We start from the raw sequence: 21,586 nt of genomic DNA on the forward strand, positions 1-21,586 counted from the left end.
TGTTTTATTGTGTTTGTTTTATTTTGTTTTAAAATTGATAGTTAACAGATAAACCGAAGTTCATTCCTTTTTTATAACTTAATGTTTTTACATCTCCATTCAAATTCTCTTGTACACGGTCTATTGTAGGATTTAATAAGTTTTTAGCAGAAAAATTGATTCCGATATTTTTATTCAATTTTGAACGTAAAATGAAATCTAATGTGCTAAATCCTTTATCTACTTGATTTCCTCTTGTTTCAGTTCCAAGCGCATAAATACGATCAGAGAAATAGTTGTAAGCCACAGTTGCCATTACGCTTCCCCCACTTGCCCATTTCTTAGAATAAGATAAATCTGCATTAGTAATAAATTTAGAAGCTCCTGTAAATGCATCTTCTGCATTTGTAAAGTTGGTATTGATTCGTTGTCCATTAAACAATGTTTCTTTGTATACTTTTTCATTGTTTAATTCTTGATTAGAATACATATAAGCACCATTAAACCCAACTGTTAATTGTTCTGGATTAGATGTTTTATTATCTAAAATTGCTTTTCTAACCTCTAATTCTGCACCAACTGCATATCCCCAATCACCTGTATTTGCATAAGAAATATCATTAGATGATGAAGCAATTGTTGTTGTATTGATTGGGTCTTGAATATATTTTCCGAAACCTCCCAAAGAGATTACTTCTCCACTTTTTGGGAACCATTCCCATTTAATGTCTGCATTGTAATTTGTCGATGGATATAACATTGGATTCCCACGGAAAGTTTCTGTTACATCTTCATAAACAAACATAGCTGTTTCCTTGAATTGAGGAAGTGTATATGTTTTAGATGTAGCGAAGCGTAAATTTTGATTATCTGTTAATTTATAACGTAACATCAAACTTGGTAATAATTCGAATTGATCGAAAGAGTTTTTACCTTGTGATAAAGCTGTGTACCAATCAATACTTTGTTTAAGATATTCAGCACGAACTCCCAAAACTGCTGTTAATCGATCTGTAAAATTGTATTCTACCTCAGCAAAACCAACTTGAATATCTTTTTGTCCACTGTAAACTTGCGATCTATAGCTTCCGTCAGATTTGATATCAAATGTTGTAATTTCGAACCCTGAACCATAATTTGATTGATTGAAGAAAGCATCTAAATTATTTGGGTCAACTTGAATTCCACTTCTCAAAATTTTGAAGTTAAATTGATTCCCTTCAAAATCTCTTTCTTTGTGTCTACCTTGATATCCAATAGAAATTTTAGCTTTATAGTCTTTCAAATCTCCACCAAAAACGCGATTATATTCCAAGTTCGCAGAAACCTCGTTCTCATTAAGATTTTGATAATAACGGTTACTTAACGAAGCATCTTGAGAAGCTAACACATATTGTCCAGATTGCTTATCCAAACGCATGGTATTTTGTAAACGGTCTGGCATATCTTGTTTCACTGTATTGTAAGAAACGCCCCAATGAAACTCAGATTTATCATCTAATCTGTGATCTCCTAATAATTGATTGACAAAAACTTGGTTTCTTTCATAAGTTCCACGACGAATAAATCCATTATTATCTTCCGCTAAATCTCTAATAAATCCTTTGTATTCTTGTAAACTTTGAGAAGTGTTATTAATAAAAATACTATTTGCTCTTAATCTATTATTTGGATTAAAATCATAATACAAATTAACCATTCCTGTTGTATTCGTATTATAACTATCTTTTGTATAATCGTTGAAACCTTTCAAATTATTTCCTTGAGCATCAACAGAACGTGCTAAACCTTTCTCGATACTTTGAGCTGAGTTATCAAAAGCAGCTGTTGCAAAGAATCCGAATTTTGCTCCATTTTCAAACTTGTAACTTTTTCCTCCTTTTATATTGAAACCTCCTGCTACAGCAGATTTAGATTGTGGATTGAAACTATTTGTAAAATGATATCCAGTTGTTGCGTTTGCTGGAATTTTTGTTTTTTGAAAACCAAACCAATTTGGTCCATCTTGCAAATTGAAGTTTTTATTGGTAATCGCATTAGAATTTAAATTTAATCCTGTTCCAATTTCTAATAAACCATTTCCTTCGTATAATTTTGATGCAATATCGATATTTGCTCCTCCAAAATCAGCCATCATTCTTACATTGAATGTTTTGCTCAACGAAATGTAATCAATAACGTCTGTTGGAAATAAATCCAATTTAATATTCTTGTTACTAGGATTTTCTGACGGAACTGGTAAACCATTCAACGAAGTATAGTTATAACGATCTCCCAATCCACGTACAAAAACATCTCCTGTACCTTCTTGTTTTGTAACACCAGCCATTTTCGCAACTGCCGAAGCCGCATCACTTACACCTTTACGATCCAATTCTGCTGCACCAATATTCTCTACCATTTTTACAGATTTTTTCTGTATATTAAGTAAAGAAGCTTCTCCAGATTTATCTTTTCTACCTGTTACAACAGCTGTAGATAAATCAATTTTACCATCTTTAAAATCTTCTGGTTTCAAATACATGTTTAATGTATTCGAATCTGATAAATTTTGAGAAACAGATTGATAACCGTCTACTCTAATATCTAATTGATATGTATCATCTGGAACAGAAATTTCGTAGTGACCTTTATCGTCTGTTTTTGCTTGAATATTTAACCCTTCAACCACAAAAGTTTTTTCAGAAAGTGGTTGGTTTGTTTTTTGATCAAATAAAGTTCCTTCTAATTTAATATTAGTCTGTGCAAAAAGTGCTGCCGAACCTAATAATAAAAGTAAAGTTAAATTGCGTTTCATTGCGATTGTATAATTCGTGTTTGTTTGATGGCAAAGTTGCTTCAATCCAATGAAAAACATTTTTAGAAATTGTAAAGGTTTTGTTAGGTAATTGTTATGAAATTATCGTAACTTTAAATGAATGTTAAGAAATGTTTTTACCTAATTTCTCCTAAAATTTAAGCTTAATTTTACATCGACTAATTTTATTTAGTTATTACAAACAATTATGAAGAACATTAAAATTTTATTAGTTGACGACGAACCAGATATCTTAGAATTTATTGGTTACAACTTAAAAAAAGAAGGTTTTGAAGTAGAAACAGCTCAAAACGGACTAGAAGGTTTGAAACAAGCTAAAATTTTTCGTCCAGATTTAATTCTACTAGATGTTATGATGCCGCAAATGGATGGAATGGAAATGTGTGCCGAATTAAGAAAGTTAGATTCTTTCAAGGATACTTTAGTTGTTTTTCTTTCTGCTCGAGCTGAAGACTTTTCTCAATTAGCTGGCTATGATGCTGGTGCAAATGATTACATCTTAAAGCCTATCAAACCAAAAGTTTTAATTAGTAAACTAAATGCTTTATTGAAATTAAAACAACCTAACGAAGCGGCAAAAGACGAATTCATCAAATTGAATAATTTCGAGATTAACCGCGAAACCTATAAAGTAAATTACCAAGGACAAGACTTTTTGTTACCTCGAAAAGAATTTGAATTGATTGCTTTATTAGCTTCAAATCCAGAACGTGTTTTCAAACGTGAAGAAATTTTGGAGAAAGTTTGGGGAAATGAAGTTGTAGTTGGCGGACGTACAATTGACGTACATATGCGCAAATTACGCGAAAAATTTGGGAACGATCGTTTCTCTACAATCAAAGGAATTGGATACAAAATAAATGACTAAAAGCTCGTAATGGCTTCAACTTTCAAAGTTCAAAACATCTTTCTATTTGCCTTTCTCAGTACATTATTCTTGGCTTTAGGATTTGTTTTGTTCTCTTTTTTATGGTTTGGAAATATTGATTTTATTCTCCAAGAAAAACTATTTTTCATTAGTTTAATGCTTCTTTTATTGATTGGATTATCAATATTTTATTGGTTTTCTTTAAAAAATCAACGAAGAAAAGATTTTACTGAAATCTCGAAAAATATTCCACAATTTCAATCCAGCACAATGGATTTTGAAGAACTTTCTCAAAAAATTTCTACAATTACAGAAGATCAATCCAAAGAAATTGATGTTTTGAATGAGAGAGAAAATTACAGAAGAGATTTTCTTGGAAATATTTCGCATGAATTAAAAACGCCCCTTTTTTCGGTACAAGGTTATTTGTTAACGCTGATAGAAGGTGGAGTTGAAGATGAATCTATTCGCGATAAATACTTAAACCGAATCAATAAATCGGTTGATCGATTGATTTATTTAGTCAAAGATTTGGACATGATTGCAGAACTTGAACGTGGACGAATCAATATCGAATTTTCAGTTTTCAACTTGACGGCACTTGTACAAGATGTGATTGATTTATTAGAAATTAAAGCTGAAAAAAATAACATCAAAATTTCTCTAAATTACCCTATTCATCAACCGATAAAAGTTGTAGGTGATATTCAGAAAATTCAACAGGTTTTAATCAATTTGATTGTAAATGCCATCAATTATTCTAATCCAAATACAGAAATTAACATCGATTTTGAAGAATATGATGATAAAATTCAAATCTCAATAAAAGATCAAGGAGTTGGGATAAAACAGGAAGACATTGACCGAATTTTTGAGCGTTTTTACCGAATTGATAAATCTCGAAATCGTAATAATGGCGGGTCTGGATTAGGTTTGGCAATTGTAAAACATATTTTAGAAGCCCATAAACAGAAAATTTATGTGACAAGTAAAATAGGAAAAGGTTCTACTTTTTCGTTCTATTTACAGAAGGCTTAATATTGTTCTTGCTTCTTAGTAAATTTCAAGGTAATGTTGTGTTTAAAAACTTTCAACGTGTCGTTTTTAGTCTCTTTCCACAAAAAATAAGGAGGTTTCAAATTCAATACATTTCCTTTTACAGCCAATGAATCCTCAAAAAGTTCTGCATAAAGAACAGTATCTTTTTTTAAGAATGCTTTGTCTTTATAATCAATCAAATAATAATCACTTCTGACATAAATAGGATCTTTGACACGAAGTGTTGAATCCTTTTTATCAAAATTCCATTTGATATTAATAGGATTAAAACCATCATCGTACCCCACAAAAATACGTGTCGTATTTACAATATGACGAACAGAAAAAATAAGGACAGTAAAAAAAAATAAGGATACCAATATAATATCAATTCTTTTTTCATGGATTAGGTTTAGTTGTTGATTGTTAATGTACAAATATCGCCATTCTATTCTAAAAGATACATAAAAAATGTAAATTTGCATAAATTTAATTTTAATATAACTTCCAATAATGCAATATAATCCGAATGAAATCGAACCAAAATGGCAAAAATTTTGGATTGAAGACAAGACGTTCAAAGCTGAAAATCAATCAGAAAAACCTAAATTTTACGTATTAGACATGTTTCCTTACCCTTCTGGAGCAGGATTACACGTAGGTCATCCACTTGGATACATTGCGTCTGATATTTATTCTCGATACAAAAAATTAAAGGGTTTCAACGTTTTACACCCAATGGGTTACGATTCTTTTGGTTTGCCTGCGGAACAATATGCGATTCAAACTGGTCAACATCCTGCGATTACAACAACAACGAATATCGAAGGTGGTGTTGATAAACAAGGAAATGTGATTGCTGGTTACGAGAACCAAATGAAAAAAATTGGTTTGGGATACGATTGGGATCGTGAAATCAGAACTTCAGAACCTGAATATTATAAATGGACACAATGGATTTTCAATCAATTATTTGATTCATATTATGATAATTCAACCGATAAAGCTGAATCCATTTCAAAATTAGTTGAAACATTCAAAACTGAGGGTAATGCAAGTGTAAATGCTGTGGCAGATGATGATATCGAAATCTTTACCGCAGATCAATGGAATGCCTATTCTGAAAAAGAACAACAAACAATTTTATTAAAATATCGTTTAACTTTCTTAGCAGAAGCAGAAGTAAACTGGTGTCCAGATTTAGGAACTGTTTTAGCGAATGACGAAGTAATTAACGGATTATCTGAACGTGGAGGATTCCCTGTTGTGCGCAAAAAAATGACACAATGGATGATGCGTATCACGGCTTACGCTGATCGTTTGTTAACTGGTTTAGATAAATTAGATTGGCCAGATCCGATCAAAGAATCTCAAAAAAATTGGATTGGTAAATCTCAAGGTGCATCAATCTTTTTTGATGTTGTAGGAAACGATGAAAAAATTGAAGTTTTCACTACTCGTCCTGATACTGTTTTTGGTGTTTCTTATGTAACATTAGCGCCAGAGCATCCTTTAGTTTCTCAAATTACAACAGCAGAAAACAAAGCAAAAGTTGATGCTTATGTCGATTATACTTCAAAACGTTCTGAACGTGATCGTTTAGCGGATGCTAAAAATATTACAGGAGAATTTACCGGGGCTTACGCCATTCATCCATTTACAGGAAAACAAATTCCGATTTGGATTGGTGATTACGTATTGGCTTCTTATGGAACTGGAGCTGTAATGGCTGTTCCTGCTGGTGATGAACGTGATTTTGCTTTTGCAAATCATTTCAATTTACCAATTATTAATATTTTCAAAAATCAAGATATTTCTGAAGCTGCTTTTACAGAAAAAGGTGGATTCGAATTACAAGATTCTGATTTCTTAAACGGATTAGATTATAAACAAGCGGTTGCAAAAGCGATTGAAGCTTTAGAAGAAAAAAGTTTTGGACAAGGAAAAACAAACTTCCGTTTACGCGAAGCTGTTTTCTCTCGTCAAAGATATTGGGGAGAACCGGTTCCTGTTTACTTCAAGGACGGGATGCCTTACACAATTCCTACAGAAGCTTTACCAATTATTTTACCTGAAGTGGACGAATATTTACCAACATCTGAAGGTGAGCCACCATTAGGGCGTGCAACAAAATGGGCTTTTGATACAACAACTAATCAAGTTGTAGATAATACTTTAATCAATAACGAAACTATTTTCCCAATAGAACTAAATACAATGCCAGGTTGGGCAGGTTCTTCTTGGTATTGGTTACGTTATATGGATGCAAAAAACGACAACGATTTTGTATCTAAAGAGGCTGTTGATTATTGGCAAAATGTAGATTTATACATGGGTGGATCTGAGCATGCTACTGGTCACTTATTATATTCTCGTTTTTGGCAAAAATTCTTATTCGATAAAGGTTTAGTTCCAACGGATGAGTATGCAAAAAAACTTATCAACCAAGGAATGATTTTGGGAATGACCGCTTATGCATATAGAATTAATGGAACAAATACTTTTGTTTCTAAATCTTTGAAAGATCAACATGAAACAACACCAATCCGTATTGATGTTAAGTTGTTAAAAGATGGAGGCGACGAATTAGATACAGAAAAATTCAAAACTTGGAGAGAAGATTTTGCTAATGCAGAATTTATCTTAGAAGATGGGAAATACATCACAGGACGTGAGGTTGAAAAGATGTCAAAATCTTACTACAATGTCTTAAATCCTGATGATATTTGTAATCAATATGGAGCAGATTCTTTACGTTTATACGAAATGTTTTTAGGTCCTGTTGAACAGTCTAAACCATGGAATACACAAGGTTTATCTGGAGTTTATTCATTCTTGAAAAAATTCTGGAGATTATATCATTCAGGAACAGAAGAAACATTTTTTGTTTCGGAAGATGAACCAACAAAAGAAGAAATGAAAGTGTTGCATCAAACCATCAAAAAAGTGGACGAAGATGTAAACAATTTCTCTTTTAATACATCGGTTTCTACTTTTATGATTGCTGCAAACGAATTAGGAAAATTAAAAACAACTAAACGTGCAATTTTAGAGCCTTTGGCTATTATTATTTCTCCTTATGCACCGCATATTGCAGAAGAATTGTGGTCAAAATTAGGACATGAAACGTCAATTGCACATGCAGATTTCCCTGTTTTCGAAGAAAAATGGTTGATTGCAGATGCTAAAGAATATCCAGTTTCATTCAATGGTAAAATGAAATTTTTGTTAGAATTACCTTTGTCGTTATCGAAAGAAGAAATTCAAGAAATTGTAATGAACGACGAACGTACAATCAAACAATTGGGTGATCGTACTCCGAAAAACATTATTATTGTTCCTGGAAAAATCATTAATATCGTTGGATAAAAAAAGATTTTAGATACTAGATTTTAGTATTGAGAATATAGATAAAATCCTCGCAATTGCGAGGATTTTATATTTTATACTATCTTTAATCAAAACTATAACTCAATGAAATATTTACCAACACTCGAAACAGAACGGTTAATCATCAGACCTATTACGATTGATGATTTACAAGATTTTTTTGAAATGGATTCACAACCAGAAGTTCATGAATTTCTAAAAGCAGAACCTATTCAAACCATTGAAGAAACAAAAGAAATTATTGAAGATATCCAAAAACAATATGAAGAACTTGGACATGGTCGTCTTGCTGTTGTTGAAAAAGAAACAGGTAAAATGATTGGTTGGACTGGTTTTAAATATATTATAGAAAGCGAATCGATGAATAATAAATTCGATTTTATTGATATCGGATATCGTTACAGAAAAGAAACTTGGGGAAAAGGTTATGCAACTGAAGCTGCCGAAGCTTGCATGGACTTTTACAGAAAAAATATGTCACATATTAAACTAAACGCAATAACGCATGTTGATAATAAAGCTTCTCGAAATGTGTTAGAAAAAATGGGATTTGAAGTCACTGAAACTTTTCATCTTGACATGTGGGATTTGGATTGCTTTTGGTATGAATTGAAGAAATAATTAACTTCAAAATAATCTTGGTTCACGCAACCTTTTAAGCAATTGATTCTCTTTCTTTTAAATACTATTTATATGAAAAAGAATTTTTTACTTTTTTTGTTCGTTATTGGTTTTGGACAATTCATTTCAGCACAAGAAAAATCAAGCGATGAGCGCAAAAATGTCATCACTTTTAGCGTTCTTTCAGCAGCATTATCACCTCCAAGATGGACGTTTGGATACATTTATAAACTCAACGAACGTTATTGGATTGGCTCTGAAATCGGCTACGGAAGTTATCATAGCATTCCTCTTAGTCACAAACCAAAATATAAAATCAACGAAGATTATCAACTTTTTGAGATTCGACCAGAATTTTTTATCAATCTAAGCGAAAACAAACGAGTAAAACATCTTATTTCTTCTGAATTTTTCTATATTCATCACACTGATCATCTTGAAAATGGAGAATTTTATCGAAAAGATGATCAAAATTTTTCTTATTTATATTCTTATGATACTGCCGATTACAAGCGAGAAAAATATGGAATAAATCTTAATTATAATGTTTTTATACAGTTGCACAAAGGTCTTATACTAATGCCAAAAGTTGGTTTAGGTGTAAAAAATAGAAATGTAAAATATTCGAATATTACAAATTTAGAAAGTGTTGATACTCGAATTTTTGATTATTTTATGAGCGGTTTAGAAAATCATTATAAAAAAGAAGGTTCTTCTACAGATTTCAATTTAAATCTTAACTTTAAAATCGGTTATCAATTTTAAACAAAACATGAAAAAAATAATTTTAACGACAATTTGTTTGGCTGTCTCACAAGTTAATTTTGCACAAAAAATTTCAACGAATGATTATGAAGTTAAAACAACTTTAGCTGACTTTAATCTAAAAGGAAAGGTTGAAAAAGTGACTTCAAACGCAACAAATGCAAAAGGAAACACCACAACTTTACCTTTTTTAGAAAATGAATTTTACAATCAAATTTCGTTAGAATTTAATTCAAAAGGTTTGTTAACAAAACGAACAAATTATTTGGATTATCAAGGAAAATTAGCTGTTTATAACTATGTTAATTACGACTACAATAACTCAAATTTAATTGATAAACAAACGAATACAGTTATTAACAATGGTGAAGATCCAAAACGAGTTGCTTCGGACAAAAACTTCGTTTATGACAATAAAAATCAGTTGATAAACTTGACAGAAAAAATCGAAGGGAAATCGTCAAAATCTAATTATGAAACGATTTTTAATTATTCGAATAAGTTGGATAAAATCACAACAAAAGTGGAAGGTTCTACGATTAGTGAAAATAATTTGACGTATAACAAAAATGGTTTATTGGTTTTGGATGAAATAACTTCTTTTGATGGAAAAAAAGGACGAAAATCGTATTATATTTATGATAAAGAAACGCCTATTTTTCAGGAAGAAATTGCTGGAAATTCGAGCAAAATAATGTTTTTTGAGAATGGAAATATTTCTAAATTACAATCATTTCACGCCAATAAAACGTTAGCCTATCAAGCTGATTTCGATTCGAAAAATGAAATTGTCAACTTTAAAAAACAATCCTTCCGAAATGGACAAGTAGTTTTAACTTCTTATCAAGTTTCGTATGAATATGATTCGAAAAATAATTGGATAAAAGCCTCTATTTCAACTAATGGAGAATTGAAATATGTTGTAAAACGAACGATAAATTATTATTAAAACACAAAAGGTTGAGCGTTGCTCAACCTTTCTTCACAAATAAATAACACTACACTACTTAAGTCATAAAAGTAGGATGTTAAGCTTAAATCGCTTTTGGCGTATATATTTTTCTTAATTCTTTTGTCGCCGCAACCATTTCAATCAAAGCTTTTTCGGTTTCTTCCCAATGACGCGTTTTTAGTCCACAATCAGGATTCACCCATAATTGATCTGCCGGAATAACTTTTGCCGCTTTCTCTATCAAATCAACCATTTCTTCTTTCGACGGAACTCGAGGCGAATGAATATCATAAACTCCAGGTCCGATATCATTTGGATAATTGAAATCTGAAAAAGCATTTAATAATTCCATTTGACTTCTCGAACATTCAATTGTAATAACATCCGCATCTAAATCAGCAATATTTTGAATAATATCGTTGAATTCTGAATAACACATATGCGTATGAATTTGAGTAGAATCATCAACATTACTTGAAGCTAATTTGAACGAATCAACCGTCCATTTCAAATAATTTTGCCATTCATCTTTTCTCAATGGTAAACCTTCTCGAATTGCAGGTTCATCAATCTGAATAATTTTAATTCCAGCTTTTTCTAAATCTGAAACTTCATCACGAATCGCCAATGCAATTTGTTTACACGTCGTAGATCTTGGTTGATCATCGCGAACAAAAGACCATTGCAAAATCGTAACTGGACCAGTCAACATTCCTTTTACTTTTTGTTCTGTGATAGATTGCGCATATTTCGACCAATAAACCGTCATTGGAACTGGGCGATAAACATCACCAAAAATAATAGGCGGTTTTACACAACGCGTTCCATAACTCTGAACCCAACCATTTTTAGAGAAGACAAATCCGGCTAATTTTTCACCAAAATATTCCACCATATCGTTGCGCTCATATTCACCATGCACCAAAACATCAATGCCAATTTCCTCTTGCCACTCTATCGTACGCTTGGTTTCTTGTTTCAATAAAGTATCATATTCTTCGGCAGATAATTCTCCTTTTTTATATTTCGCACGCCAACTTCTCACCTCTTGTGTTTGTGGAAAAGATCCGATTGTTGTCGTTGGGAAAGGCGGAAGATTCAATACATTTTGTTGCACAATTTTTCGTTGTCCAAAACTATTTGTACGATTATAATCTTCATCTTTTATTGCATTTACTCGTTCTTTAACTTGAGTTTGATGAATTAATTGAGAATTTTTTCTATTATTAATAGAGAATTGATTCGCTTCATATTGTTGAATCAATTTTTCGTCATTCGGGTTTGAAAAATAATTTTTTAAGAAAGCAACTTCTTCTAATTTTTGCTTCGCAAATGCAAACCAATCTTTGATTGTTGTCGGAAGATTTTTTTCGTTTGTTTCTAAATCTAAATCACAAGGCGAATGTAATAATGAACAAGATGTTGAAATAATAACACGTTTTTCTCCAATTTTGTTCACAACTTTTTCTATGGTTGAAAGCGATTTTTGAAAATCATTTTTCCAAATATTTCGACCATCAACTAAACCTAAAGAAAGTTTTAATTGAGAAGGAATTAGATTCAATATTTCATCGATTTGATTTTCGTCACGAACCAAATCAAGATGCAAAATATCAATTGGTAAATTGATTGCTAAAGCTGTATTATCTTTCAATCCATCAAAATAAGTTGCGACCTGAATTGTAAGTTGAGGAAATTCTTTTCTTATTTTTTTGTAAACTTCTTGATAAGCTGTTTTCGATTTTTCGTCTAAATCTAAAGCTAAAAAAGGTTCGTCGAACTGAATTGTATTTGCTCCATGATTGATTAAATCATGAATAATTTCAAAGTAAACTGGCAATAAATTCTGAATTAAATCAATTCGATCAAATCCCTCTTCTTTTTCTTTTCCTAATAATAAATACGTAATCGGTCCAATTAAAACAGTTTTTGGATTAAAACCTTCTTTTTTTGCAGCGATAAATTCGTTTACAATTGAGTTTGAGAAATATTTAAATTCTTGATTTTTTACAAATTCCGGAACGATATAATGATAGTTGGTATCAAACCATTTTGTCATTTCCATCGCTGTAATATCTAAATTATCTTTTTGATAACCTCTTGCCATCGCAAAATACAAGTCTAATTCTGTGTTCTTTTTATTTAACGCAACCGTATTGAAACGCGCTGGAATTGCACCAACTGATAACGTAGAATCTAAAACTTGATCATAAAAAGAAAAGTCATTACACGGAATTAAATCAATTCCGGCAGCTTGTTGCAATGCCCAATTTTGTTTGGTAATTGTACGGCTTGTTTGCAATAAAGCTTGTAGTTCAATTTTACCTGCCCAATAGTTTTCGCAGGCTTTTTTTAGTTCACGGTTAGCGCCAATTCTTGGATAACCTAAAATTTGTGTTTGCATTTTGATTGTTTTTTAATGTTCAAAAACACAAACGCGAGTTGATAAATAGTAAACCTATTGTGACAGACTGACTTCAAATCGCGAAAGTATCATCTTTTGTTTCTATTGGTAATCTGACTTGTAATTTGCATTACTTACAGTTGCGCGACAGCTCGTGATTCTCACACGATTCCCCAATAATTTGTTGTTTATTTCTTTACAAATGTAACAAGACAAAATAAACGATTGTAAAACTTGAAAAAATAAGATTATACAACTTATTATTAATATTTTTACAAAACAAAACACTTAAACAACGATAAAATATCGTGTTGAAAAGAATATTATTTGGATGGAAACATTAGATCAAACCGATTTAGAATTATTAAGAATTCTACAAAAAGATTCGAAATTGACAGTAAAAGCAATTGCTGCTTTAGTTAATTTATCTCCTTCACCCGTTTTTGAACGTATAAAAAGGTTGGAACAACAAGGTTATATCAAAAATTATAGAGCGGTTTTGGATGCAGAAAAGCTGAACAAAGGCTTTATGGTTTTTTGCAGCATTAAGCTAAAACAACATGATCGCACGATTGGGAATAAACTTGTGGAAGATATTTTGTTGATTGATGAAGTGGTGGAATGTTATAATATTTCGGGCGAATATGATTTTATCTTAAAAGTACAAGTTTTGGATATGAAGCAATATCAAGATTTTGTTTTCAATAAATTGGGCGCTTTAGAAAGCATCGGGAGTACGCACAGCTCTTTTGTGATGGCTGAAATAAAAAATACGTACGGAATCAATATTTAAAAAAAAAAACAAAAGGTTGAGCAATGCTCAACCTTTTTTCCACAAATAAATAACACACTACTTTTTGATTACCTTGAAAGTAGAATTGTTAACTTTTATGATGTAAACACCTTTTGGTAAAGAGGAAACATCTAATTGATTTTTCCCTTTTTGAAGTGTTTTCTCTGTCATTTTAGTTCCTGTAATAGCGAAAATTTCGGCTTTTGAAGCTTCATTTGTTTCAATAAACAATACATTATTAACAGGATTTGGATAAACATTTACAACAGATTTAGCTAAATCATTTGTACCTAAAACGGCTGATGAAATTGTGATGTTTTGTGAAACAACTTTTCCATTCGAATTGAAAGAAAGTTTAATTTTAGCTGTTCCATTTTTTAGTGGATTAATCACTAATTCTTCCTTATCATTAATCGAAATTTCAGCTACATCATCATTTTCAATGATTTCTAAATCTTTTACAATCGCTGCTGATAAATTATCAACATCCGAAACTTTATCTTTCAAATCAATTGTTGTTGCTGTGTTAATTTGATAAGTTGTCTCTAAATCATTGATAATTGGTGCCGCATTATCTGGAAAAACAGGCATTGAAGGAAACCAATAATACTCACTTAATTTCACCGACTCTTTAAGAGTTCCATTATCAAAAAATCTATGCACAAAATTAATTTGAGAATTAGTTCCCCAACCTGAACCAATAGTAGTTAATACTAGTTCGTTTGTCAACGGATCAATTCTTAAACCTGCTCCATAATATGTTTCCTTTGGTGTTGTATCTTGACCAGGAATCTATATAAAACTTTCTTCAAATTTATTATTTGTTACATCGTATTTCACAACATTGATTCCTGATAAAAAATAAATAGTATTATCTTGTGTTGAAGAACAAAAAGTACCAGCATTCCAAGCAAAAGGAGCTGGAACTGTTTTCGTAGGAATAGCAATTTCTGAAGTTTCTAAAGTAGTAGGATTTATTTTGACTAATTTTTTAGATAAAGCCCCCCACACATTTCCATCTTTAGATTGAACTACAGAAATAAAACTTCCAGCAATCGTTTGTTTTATTTGATGTGTTTTTGGGTCGATAACTAAAATTCCTCCAGTACTTGAAACAGCAAAAACAAATTTAGATGTACGAATCATATTTCCTACTTGACCAACTTTAGAAGTTCCATCGATTATCGAACCAATTTTCATATTTTCGATATCAAACAAATAAAGTCCACTTGAAGTTCCTACATATCCTGTTTTAGCATCAACCCCTACAAAACTTCTTCCATCACCACCAATTGTTTCGAAGCTGGCTTTTTTCTGTAATGTATTCGAGTCAGCTACAACTAAACGATTTTCTTGTTTCGAAACAATGAAAAAATTATCACCGTATATCGTTCCATATTGAGAAGTTACACCTAATTTTTCTCCAGGATTAACTGTTTTATAAACATTATAATCAACCGAATCATTTGCATTGATAAAATTAATTGCCCCATTTGCTTTACCAAACCAGTCTTCATTCACAATAAAAACGCCGTTTGTATATTCTTTTGTTTGTGCAAAACTTGTTTGAATTGCAGCTATTGTAAAAATCGAAAGTAAAAATTTCTTCATGTATTGTTTTTTTAGAAATCCGAAACCATCATCCAAAAATGACAGCCTCGGATAAAAATATTTAGAATGTTAGATTATTGTATTTTTTCTACTTTTAATTTATCCATTGTAAAGTATAATGCTGTGTTTGCTCCCCAATTTCCTACATCTGTAGTTTCTAAAAAGAACATTAAATATTTAACTTCTCCTAAAGCAGAAAGATCCACATCTTGCCAATTTGTTGAAATATTATTTATTCCATTTCTAAAATCAACAAAATAATGAGTTACAGGTTTTTCTGTAGTCAATTGTTTATTTGCTGAAACACCATAAATATGAATCGCGAAATAATCTCCTTTTACAAACTTTCTTGCATATGCATCACCATTCAAAATCCCATAATATGGCCACGGACTAATAGCTAACTTTACATTTTTTGCTTTGTATTTATTAGCTGTATCAGTAATTTCTACTACACTCGAAAATCTGTCAATCTTAACTTCTTCTCCATATTTCAAAACTTTCTCAGATGGTTTGTGATCAGCGAAAGAGACTAAAAATGGTGTTCCTTGTCCATCTGCACCACCTTTTGCCATTGTACCCCATTGATTATCTAACCAACCGCCTTCTTTATCTATTTGATCAGAATTGTCATTACTATTAGAAACCGTGAATCCCATCCATGTTAAATACTCTGGCCAAGCTGTATGTTTAAACTTGAAAATACCTGAAGTTAATTCAGCGTCTTCTGTATAAGTACCTTCCCAAATTTTTCCTCCGGCTGTAGCAGTTCCTTTTGTTAAATCAAACTTTGATAAATCTAAAGTTTCATATTTTTGTTGATCTACTAATTCAGTATTGTCGTCATCATTATTACAAGAAGTCAATAAAAAGATTGATGATGTAGCAAATAAGAAATTAAAGAATAATTTCTTTGTAAAATTAAAATTCATTTTATTTAGTTTTGTTATATTATAAATGCAAATCATAAGCACCTGCAACTTCTGTTGAGATTTCGCCTAACCAACCCGCTTCTTGATTTGTTGCTGTGTAAACTTTGATAAAATCGATTCCTAATAATTTAACAGGATTTCCATTTTTATCAACAGCCCAATCAATATCAATATTTGAATCTTCGCTGTTATTTGGTGCATTGTCTACATAACCATAAGCCAATTGTTTACCAGTCCAAATACCATTTTTCTCTGTATAATTGCTTGCCAAAAGTGTACCTGAGAATTTTAACTGATCCGAACCAAACCACAATGGATAATATGATTGTTTATGATAAGAATTTTTAGTTTTATAACCTGAATTTCCTTGATTATCTGTCCATTTTACATATTCAGGATTAGGTATTTTATCTTCTTCGGTTGGTTTTTGATAAGAAATACTATAATTTTTTATTGTATTTGGATTCGTGTACTCACTTCCTGCAATTTCGTACCATTCGTCGTCATCTGGTTTTCCGTTTTTATTTTTATCATATGCAACCATCACAATTCCAGGTTCAGAAGATCCAGCAAAACCATTTCCTAAAACTTTAAAATCGCGTTTGTTTGGTTGGTTCATAATCGTATGGTCAAAACCAAATACCACATATCCTCCGTAACCTCCAAGTGTAATCATTGTAGATTTTTCTCCTACTAAAGCCTTAGCAGCTTTGGCTGTCATATCAGCTTGAGTTTCTCCTGTTACATAAGATGGTAAAGCATTTGTGAATTGTCCAACTGCTGGCAAATAATCAAAGACTTGAGAAATATATTTACTGTAAGTAGATAATTCTTGTGTAACATTAACCTTTGTTTTTATCGTTTTAGAAGTTACTCCTGAAGTAATTTCTAATGTTAAATCGTAAGCACCAACTTTATCAGAAACAAAACCTAAGGTTTTCTCATTACCAATAATTTCATTGCCAAGTTTCCATGTATATGTTGCATTTTCGAAACCAGAAACAGTTGGTTCAATTGAAACAATTTTTAAACGTGCTGCATCATAAGATACTTGTAAAGTAGCATTATCAGGATTAGTCTCGATAATGTTTTCATCATCACTACAGCTTTGTATTAAAGCAAAACTTAGTGCGGTTAGTAAGATTTTAGAATATTTCATATGTAAATTTTATTTATAGACAAAAGCAAAGTGAGCAGGAATATTTCCAGCAGCAGTTTTCCATTTAAAAGCACCATTTTTATCAAAACAATAGATGTAACCCATCGAAACATAATTTCCGACATCGGTTAGAAAAAGATCTTTGGTTTGAGGATTTACAGCAATTCCGTAAGGCGTTTCGATTTCATTAATAACAGGATCATTGACCAATGTTTTGTTGATAACTTGTTCTGTTTTGGTATCAATTACACCATAAGTTTTTGTGTATTCGAAAGTTGTGTAACTAAATTCGTTTGAATAATAATAGAGTTTGTTATCAACAATTGTAAAGTTAGAAACAGGAATATCAAATTTCTTTTTGATTTGATGCGTTTTACTATCCAACACATATAAATTTGATGGAACGTTGTAATAATCACCACGAGAAGTCACATATAAATCGCCATCTGCATCTTTTTTTAAACGATGAAGGTTTACTTCAACATCAATTTTTTTAGTTTCTTTAAACGTTGATAAATCAATCACAGAAATCGTTTTATCATATTCAGGAACTCGATATCCTCCTGAGTTTGCTACATACAAATTATTCCCAACAACTTCTAATTCTTCTGGCTGATAACCTACGGTCACTTGTCGCGTAACCGATAAATTAATCGTATCTATTTCGACCACTTTTCCCAAAGGCGCTTTCGGATCGATTGTAACAGGACCAGCATACGAAGATGCATACGCTTTCCCATTTGCAAACGTGATGTAACGACCATTTTCTAAAGGAATTGTTCCCAGATGTTTGGCTGTTCTTACATCCATTACTTCGATAAAATTTGATACGTTGATAACCGCATATAACTTATTTCCATAAATTTTGATATCATTCCCAACATCTCCCAATTCCTTTACCATAGTAGGATTTACGGTTGCATATATATTTCTATTATAGGTTCCTGTTGTAAAATCCATATAATCTACCGTAGCCATATTACTTCCCATTTTTCCTTCGTTTAGTAAATAAAAACCAACGACATCTGTTTTTTCGGGATCGGTTACACCTTCTTCCTCTTTCTCGATCAAATAAGTATCTTGCTGACAAGCATAAAAAGTAATTGCTGTTAAAAAACAGACGAATAATTGTTTGAAATTTCTCATAAGTTTGCGCTTAATATTAGCTTGAATTGTCTTCCTGGCATTGGATAATTTAAAACCACATCATATTGTTGATTCAAAATATTATTTAATTCAAAAGAAACTTTGAATAGACTTTGATTCAACCTAAACTCTTTATGTATCCCTAAATCATTTGTAAACCAAGGATTAAGACGATTTATTTTAATATTATCTTGATGAACATTGTAACGTTCTCCCACATAAATAAAACTGTAATTAAAATTCCATGTTTTATAAGAAGCCGCTAAAACAAAAGAGCCACTATGTTTTGGTGTATATGGAATTTGATTTTTGTAGTAACTTTTTTTAGGATTCGAATAATCTAACGCTTGCAAAAAACCGTAGTTAAGCATTGGCGAAACCTCTATTTCTCCTAATTGAAATGTTGATCGAATTTTAACATCCAACCCTTTTATTCTGACTTCATCCAAATTGAGCATAGTGAAACGAAACAAACTTCCAGAAGGCGCAGCCACAATTTTATCAGTTACTTCATTGTAAAAAGCATCGGCTTGAATCGTAATATTTTTGAAGAAATTTTGAGATGATTTAGAATAAGTAAAACCAACATTATATTGTGTAGAATATTCTGGTCGAAGATTCGCATAACCAATGTCTGTGTAGTACAAATCGTTGAACGTTGGCATTCTAAAAATACGTTTATAAAACGCTCTGATATTAAAATCGTGAGATTTGAATGGTTGATAATTGGCGATAATCGTTGGCGTCCATATATTTTTATCAGGCGCACTTGTGTTCATTTCTACTGATTCTTTTACAAAAGTTCCAAATAAACTTCCTTGTAAACTCAAACGTCCAAGACGATAAGTAGACGCGAACGCAACAAGATTTGTATGACGAGTAGGAAAAGAAAAATTCTTTAAATCTGCTCCCATATTATTAAACTGATAATCTGTTGCAACATTCACATCCCAATTATCTGTAATCGAATAAAGATTCGCCCAAGACACATAAAACTCGCGTTGTGTGTACTTATTTTCTATTTTTACTGTCGAAACTGTATCTGTATAATGGGTGAAATCGTAAGCAAACTTTGCGTTTATCTTCGATTGAAAATTTCTGAATCGTTTCTCATATTTACCTTGAACAAAATAATTTCTATCAACCAAAGTTTGTCCACGTCCATCAAATCGACCACGCACAATTGCAGCAGGAATTCCACGATCCGAATCATACAAATATCCTTTTACATTCCAATTCGATTGATTTCCTTTTCCGATCAATCCTAATTCCAAACGTTTTGCATCAACTTGTCCATCTCTACGTTTCAAAAGTGTATCGTATGCAGTAGTTCCATCCAAATTTTTGCGTTGATAACGGAATTTATATATACCATTCGTTTTAACATATTCTGCACTCAAAACAGCTGATAATCTATCCGTAATTTTCTGTTCAATACGAATAGAAGGATTGATTAATTGAATCGAGCCTAACTTATAACGAAGTGTAGCATTCGTTTTTTTATCACCAATAAAAACAGGTTTTTTGGTTTGAAGATAAATAGCAGAAGCAGAAGCATAATCTTTCGCTGATTGAAAAATATTACTTTTTTGACCATTATATAAAGAAATCATTTCCATATCGTCTAAAGAAAATTTTCCTAAATCGACAATTCCATTCTGCGCATTTCCAAGTTGAATTCCATCATAAAAAACTGCAACATGTTGAGATCCCATCCCACGAACATCAATAGTTTTTAAACCTCCAACTCCACCGTAATCTTTAATTTGCACTCCTGCAAAAAAACGAACAGCATCTGCCACAGAATGGCTATTTAAAGCCTCTAGTTCCGCTCCTTTCAATTCCTGAACAGGAACAACGGCTTTTACATTATTTTTTAAAATATTAACTTGCTGAAGCTCTAAAATACTATCATGAATAATTTGCGCAGAGGCTATGCGACATGAAAGCAAAATCAAGCTGCAACAAATAATTATAGTTTTTAGATTTCTCATTTAGCAATAATCAATTGTTGCTAACGAGAGTATATGAAGAAGTATTGAAAGGACGAACCTATCCAAAATTTGAACTTCACGCTTTAGTCCCCGAAAGCATTCAACATTTATCATTTTGGTAGGTCTTCTGACTTACTCCTTTTTTAGAAATCCTTCCCATTAAAAACAGTGGATATAATGTATCTAAAAAATATGGAGCTTACAGCAGCGGGTCTGTTCAGGATTTTCACCTGATTCCCTGTTACCGAACGGTTAAGTTCGCACCAAATGTTAATCAAAAGTAAAATTATTATTTTGAATAAACAATTAAATCTTTATCAATAATAGCTAAATAAAAAAAGCTAACTCATTCGTTAGCTTATTCTTTTACTTTATTTATTTCGATCACTTCTCCAGTTTCATCAACCTGAACCGCAATCTTTTCATAATTCCATTTATCAAATTCTTTCTCTCCTACAATAATTGCAGTTCCAGAACCTTTTGTTCCTTTTATAGGTACAGAAATGTTAGCTTCACCAATATCATTTGTAATAGAAATATTTCCAGTAAAAACTCCGTTCGTTTTAACATCCGTACCCAATTTCTGCTGAACTTCAACATTTTGATTAATAATATTAATTGCATGTTTCGTTACATCACTATCCGAAGTTATCTTACTAAAACCCCAAAAAGCACCACCAATTAACAATCCAAAAAATAAAATCACAAACGACAAACAGCCAACAGGCACAACCCATTTCCAATTACGTTTAAACCAACTTTCCTTTGGTAACAATTGATTATCATACTGATTTTCTTCCATAATATATAGGTTTTGAGTAAAGATAATAAATTTGGGCGTTCCCTCGCTCTTTGCCTTCCATTTATATTATTCATAGAATAAGCAAAATAATACAAACACAGCTAATGCAAATCGCTCGGTCGGGCTATCCGTTGCAATCTTTTGTAAAAGAAGATTAGAAGTGATTACAGGAAATACAATTTCTACAAAAGGATTTCCACTGCTATCCCTAACGCGGGTTTTAAGTTCTGAGTTTTGAGTAATAAGTTATAAGACATAAGATTTAAGACTGACAATAAAAATCTACAAAGGAGTGTTTTCGAGTTATGAGTTGT

General features: G+C 31.6%; 16 protein-coding genes, 1 pseudogene and 2 riboswitches. Of the genes and pseudogenes, 7 read left to right on the forward strand and 10 right to left on the reverse strand.

The genetic code is table 11. The features are described from left to right. Positions 1 to 28: 28 nt before the first annotated feature. Entirely contained in the window at positions 29 to 2,836 is a 2,808-nt protein-coding gene (locus B3578_RS01875; RefSeq protein WP_291046747.1) for a TonB-dependent receptor domain-containing protein, read from the reverse strand. A gap of 148 nt (positions 2,837 to 2,984) precedes the next feature. Between B3578_RS01875 and B3578_RS01880 the strand changes: the two genes are divergently transcribed. Continuing rightward, entirely contained in the window at positions 2,985 to 3,665 is a 681-nt protein-coding gene (locus tag B3578_RS01880; protein ID WP_291046748.1) for a response regulator transcription factor, read from the forward strand. Between the two features lie 9 nt (positions 3,666 to 3,674). Then, positions 3,675 to 4,703: a sensor histidine kinase gene (locus B3578_RS01885; RefSeq protein WP_291046750.1), complete on the forward strand. Its 1,029-nt coding sequence runs from the start codon at positions 3,675 to 3,677 to the stop codon at positions 4,701 to 4,703. On the opposite strand, the gene B3578_RS01890 is transcribed toward B3578_RS01885, so the two are convergent. Further along, complete coding sequence (locus tag B3578_RS01890; protein ID WP_291046752.1) at positions 4,700 to 5,188, reverse strand: hypothetical protein; 489 nt, start codon at positions 5,186 to 5,188, stop codon at positions 4,700 to 4,702. The genes B3578_RS01885 and B3578_RS01890 overlap by 4 nt on opposite strands. A gap of 28 nt (positions 5,189 to 5,216) precedes the next feature. Between B3578_RS01890 and leuS the strand changes: the two genes are divergently transcribed. The 4 genes from leuS to B3578_RS01910 all read left to right on the forward strand — a co-directional run bounded on the left by leuS (position 5,217) and on the right by B3578_RS01910 (position 10,428). After that, complete coding sequence (gene leuS, locus B3578_RS01895; RefSeq protein WP_291046754.1) at positions 5,217 to 8,072, forward strand: leucine--tRNA ligase; 2,856 nt, start codon at positions 5,217 to 5,219, stop codon at positions 8,070 to 8,072. 105 nt (positions 8,073 to 8,177) lie between these two features. Continuing rightward, positions 8,178 to 8,714: a GNAT family N-acetyltransferase gene (locus B3578_RS01900; protein ID WP_125348865.1), complete on the forward strand. Its 537-nt coding sequence runs from the start codon at positions 8,178 to 8,180 to the stop codon at positions 8,712 to 8,714. Between the two features lie 72 nt (positions 8,715 to 8,786). Further along, the gene (locus tag B3578_RS01905) at positions 8,787 to 9,479 is read left to right on the forward strand and encodes a hypothetical protein (RefSeq protein WP_286495041.1); all 693 of its coding nucleotides are present in this window, start codon (positions 8,787 to 8,789) and stop codon (positions 9,477 to 9,479) included. A gap of 7 nt (positions 9,480 to 9,486) precedes the next feature. Next, positions 9,487 to 10,428, forward strand: coding sequence for a hypothetical protein (locus tag B3578_RS01910; protein WP_286495042.1), 942 nt, complete (start codon positions 9,487 to 9,489; stop codon positions 10,426 to 10,428). Between the two features lie 85 nt (positions 10,429 to 10,513). On the opposite strand, the gene metE is transcribed toward B3578_RS01910, so the two are convergent. Continuing rightward, positions 10,514 to 12,835 (reverse strand): 5-methyltetrahydropteroyltriglutamate--homocysteine S-methyltransferase, encoded by a 2,322-nt coding sequence (metE, locus tag B3578_RS01915; protein ID WP_291046757.1) that lies wholly within the window; start codon positions 12,833 to 12,835, stop codon positions 10,514 to 10,516. An 86-nt stretch (positions 12,836 to 12,921) separates the two neighbouring features. After that, a riboswitch (cobalamin riboswitch) is annotated at positions 12,922 to 13,057 on the reverse strand. Positions 13,058 to 13,166: 109 nt separating this feature from the next. On the opposite strand from metE, the gene B3578_RS01920 reads away from it, so the two are divergent. Next, positions 13,167 to 13,628, forward strand: coding sequence for an Lrp/AsnC family transcriptional regulator (locus B3578_RS01920; protein ID WP_038336827.1), 462 nt, complete (start codon positions 13,167 to 13,169; stop codon positions 13,626 to 13,628). Between the two features lie 57 nt (positions 13,629 to 13,685). Here B3578_RS01920 and B3578_RS01925 read toward each other — a convergent pair whose 3' ends face one another. The 7 genes and pseudogenes from B3578_RS01925 to B3578_RS01955 form a co-directional block, all read right to left on the reverse strand. Continuing rightward, entirely contained in the window at positions 13,686 to 14,219 is a 534-nt protein-coding gene (locus B3578_RS01925; RefSeq protein WP_349676193.1) for a T9SS type A sorting domain-containing protein, read from the reverse strand. Further along, a pseudogene (locus B3578_RS01930) lies at positions 14,217 to 15,239 on the reverse strand (DUF5074 domain-containing protein); the annotation flags it as partial. The gene B3578_RS01925 and the pseudogene B3578_RS01930, both read right to left, overlap by 3 nt. Before the next feature lie 74 nt (positions 15,240 to 15,313). Continuing rightward, the gene (locus B3578_RS01935; protein ID WP_219034856.1) at positions 15,314 to 16,171 is read right to left on the reverse strand and encodes a DUF4465 domain-containing protein; all 858 of its coding nucleotides are present in this window, start codon (positions 16,169 to 16,171) and stop codon (positions 15,314 to 15,316) included. Positions 16,172 to 16,190: 19 nt separating this feature from the next. Then, positions 16,191 to 17,330, reverse strand: coding sequence for a PKD-like domain-containing protein (locus B3578_RS01940; RefSeq protein ID WP_219035417.1), 1,140 nt, complete (start codon positions 17,328 to 17,330; stop codon positions 16,191 to 16,193). A gap of 9 nt (positions 17,331 to 17,339) precedes the next feature. Then, positions 17,340 to 18,476 (reverse strand): YncE family protein, encoded by a 1,137-nt coding sequence (locus tag B3578_RS01945; RefSeq protein WP_221856352.1) that lies wholly within the window; start codon positions 18,474 to 18,476, stop codon positions 17,340 to 17,342. Then, positions 18,473 to 20,470 carry a TonB-dependent receptor gene (locus B3578_RS01950; protein WP_291046769.1) on the reverse strand — a complete coding sequence of 666 codons (1,998 nt, stop codon included), beginning with the start codon at positions 20,468 to 20,470 and terminating at the stop codon, positions 18,473 to 18,475. Before B3578_RS01950 ends, B3578_RS01945 begins: the two co-directional genes overlap by 4 nt. A 99-nt stretch (positions 20,471 to 20,569) precedes the next feature. Next, positions 20,570 to 20,753: riboswitch (cobalamin riboswitch) on the reverse strand. 75 nt (positions 20,754 to 20,828) lie between these two features. Next, positions 20,829 to 21,272, reverse strand: coding sequence for a cytochrome c oxidase assembly factor Coa1 family protein (locus B3578_RS01955; protein ID WP_291046770.1), 444 nt, complete (start codon positions 21,270 to 21,272; stop codon positions 20,829 to 20,831). Positions 21,273 to 21,586 lie beyond the last annotated feature (314 nt).

Origin of the sequence: Empedobacter sp. UBA1574, assembly GCF_002322895.1 — a bacterium.
In the GTDB taxonomy this organism is placed as follows: domain Bacteria; phylum Bacteroidota; class Bacteroidia; order Flavobacteriales; family Weeksellaceae; genus Empedobacter; species Empedobacter falsenii_B.

What these genes read in the sequence shown, in the direction of transcription:
- B3578_RS01935 (WP_219034856.1), bottom strand. Translation starts at nt 16,171, where the DNA reads ATGAATTTTAATTTTACAAAGAAATTATTCTTTAATTTCTTATTTGCT.
- B3578_RS01880 (WP_291046748.1), top strand. Translation starts at nt 2,985, where the DNA reads ATGAAGAACATTAAAATTTTATTAGTTGACGACGAACCAGATATCTTA.
- B3578_RS01910 (WP_286495042.1), top strand. Translation starts at nt 9,487, where the DNA reads ATGAAAAAAATAATTTTAACGACAATTTGTTTGGCTGTCTCACAAGTT.
- B3578_RS01925 (WP_349676193.1), bottom strand. Translation starts at nt 14,219, where the DNA reads ATGCCTGTTTTTCCAGATAATGCGGCACCAATTATCAATGATTTAGAG.
- leuS (WP_291046754.1), top strand. Translation starts at nt 5,217, where the DNA reads ATGCAATATAATCCGAATGAAATCGAACCAAAATGGCAAAAATTTTGG.
- B3578_RS01945 (WP_221856352.1), bottom strand. Translation starts at nt 18,476, where the DNA reads ATGAGAAATTTCAAACAATTATTCGTCTGTTTTTTAACAGCAATTACT.
- B3578_RS01955 (WP_291046770.1), bottom strand. Translation starts at nt 21,272, where the DNA reads ATGGAAGAAAATCAGTATGATAATCAATTGTTACCAAAGGAAAGTTGG.
- B3578_RS01905 (WP_286495041.1), top strand. Translation starts at nt 8,787, where the DNA reads ATGAAAAAGAATTTTTTACTTTTTTTGTTCGTTATTGGTTTTGGACAA.
- B3578_RS01900 (WP_125348865.1), top strand. Translation starts at nt 8,178, where the DNA reads ATGAAATATTTACCAACACTCGAAACAGAACGGTTAATCATCAGACCT.
- B3578_RS01875 (WP_291046747.1), bottom strand. Translation starts at nt 2,836, where the DNA reads ATGTTTTTCATTGGATTGAAGCAACTTTGCCATCAAACAAACACGAAT.
- B3578_RS01950 (WP_291046769.1), bottom strand. Translation starts at nt 20,470, where the DNA reads ATGAGAAATCTAAAAACTATAATTATTTGTTGCAGCTTGATTTTGCTT.
- metE (WP_291046757.1), bottom strand. Translation starts at nt 12,835, where the DNA reads ATGCAAACACAAATTTTAGGTTATCCAAGAATTGGCGCTAACCGTGAA.
- B3578_RS01890 (WP_291046752.1), bottom strand. Translation starts at nt 5,188, where the DNA reads ATGCAAATTTACATTTTTTATGTATCTTTTAGAATAGAATGGCGATAT.
- B3578_RS01885 (WP_291046750.1), top strand. Translation starts at nt 3,675, where the DNA reads ATGGCTTCAACTTTCAAAGTTCAAAACATCTTTCTATTTGCCTTTCTC.
- B3578_RS01920 (WP_038336827.1), top strand. Translation starts at nt 13,167, where the DNA reads ATGGAAACATTAGATCAAACCGATTTAGAATTATTAAGAATTCTACAA.
- B3578_RS01940 (WP_219035417.1), bottom strand. Translation starts at nt 17,330, where the DNA reads ATGAAATATTCTAAAATCTTACTAACCGCACTAAGTTTTGCTTTAATA.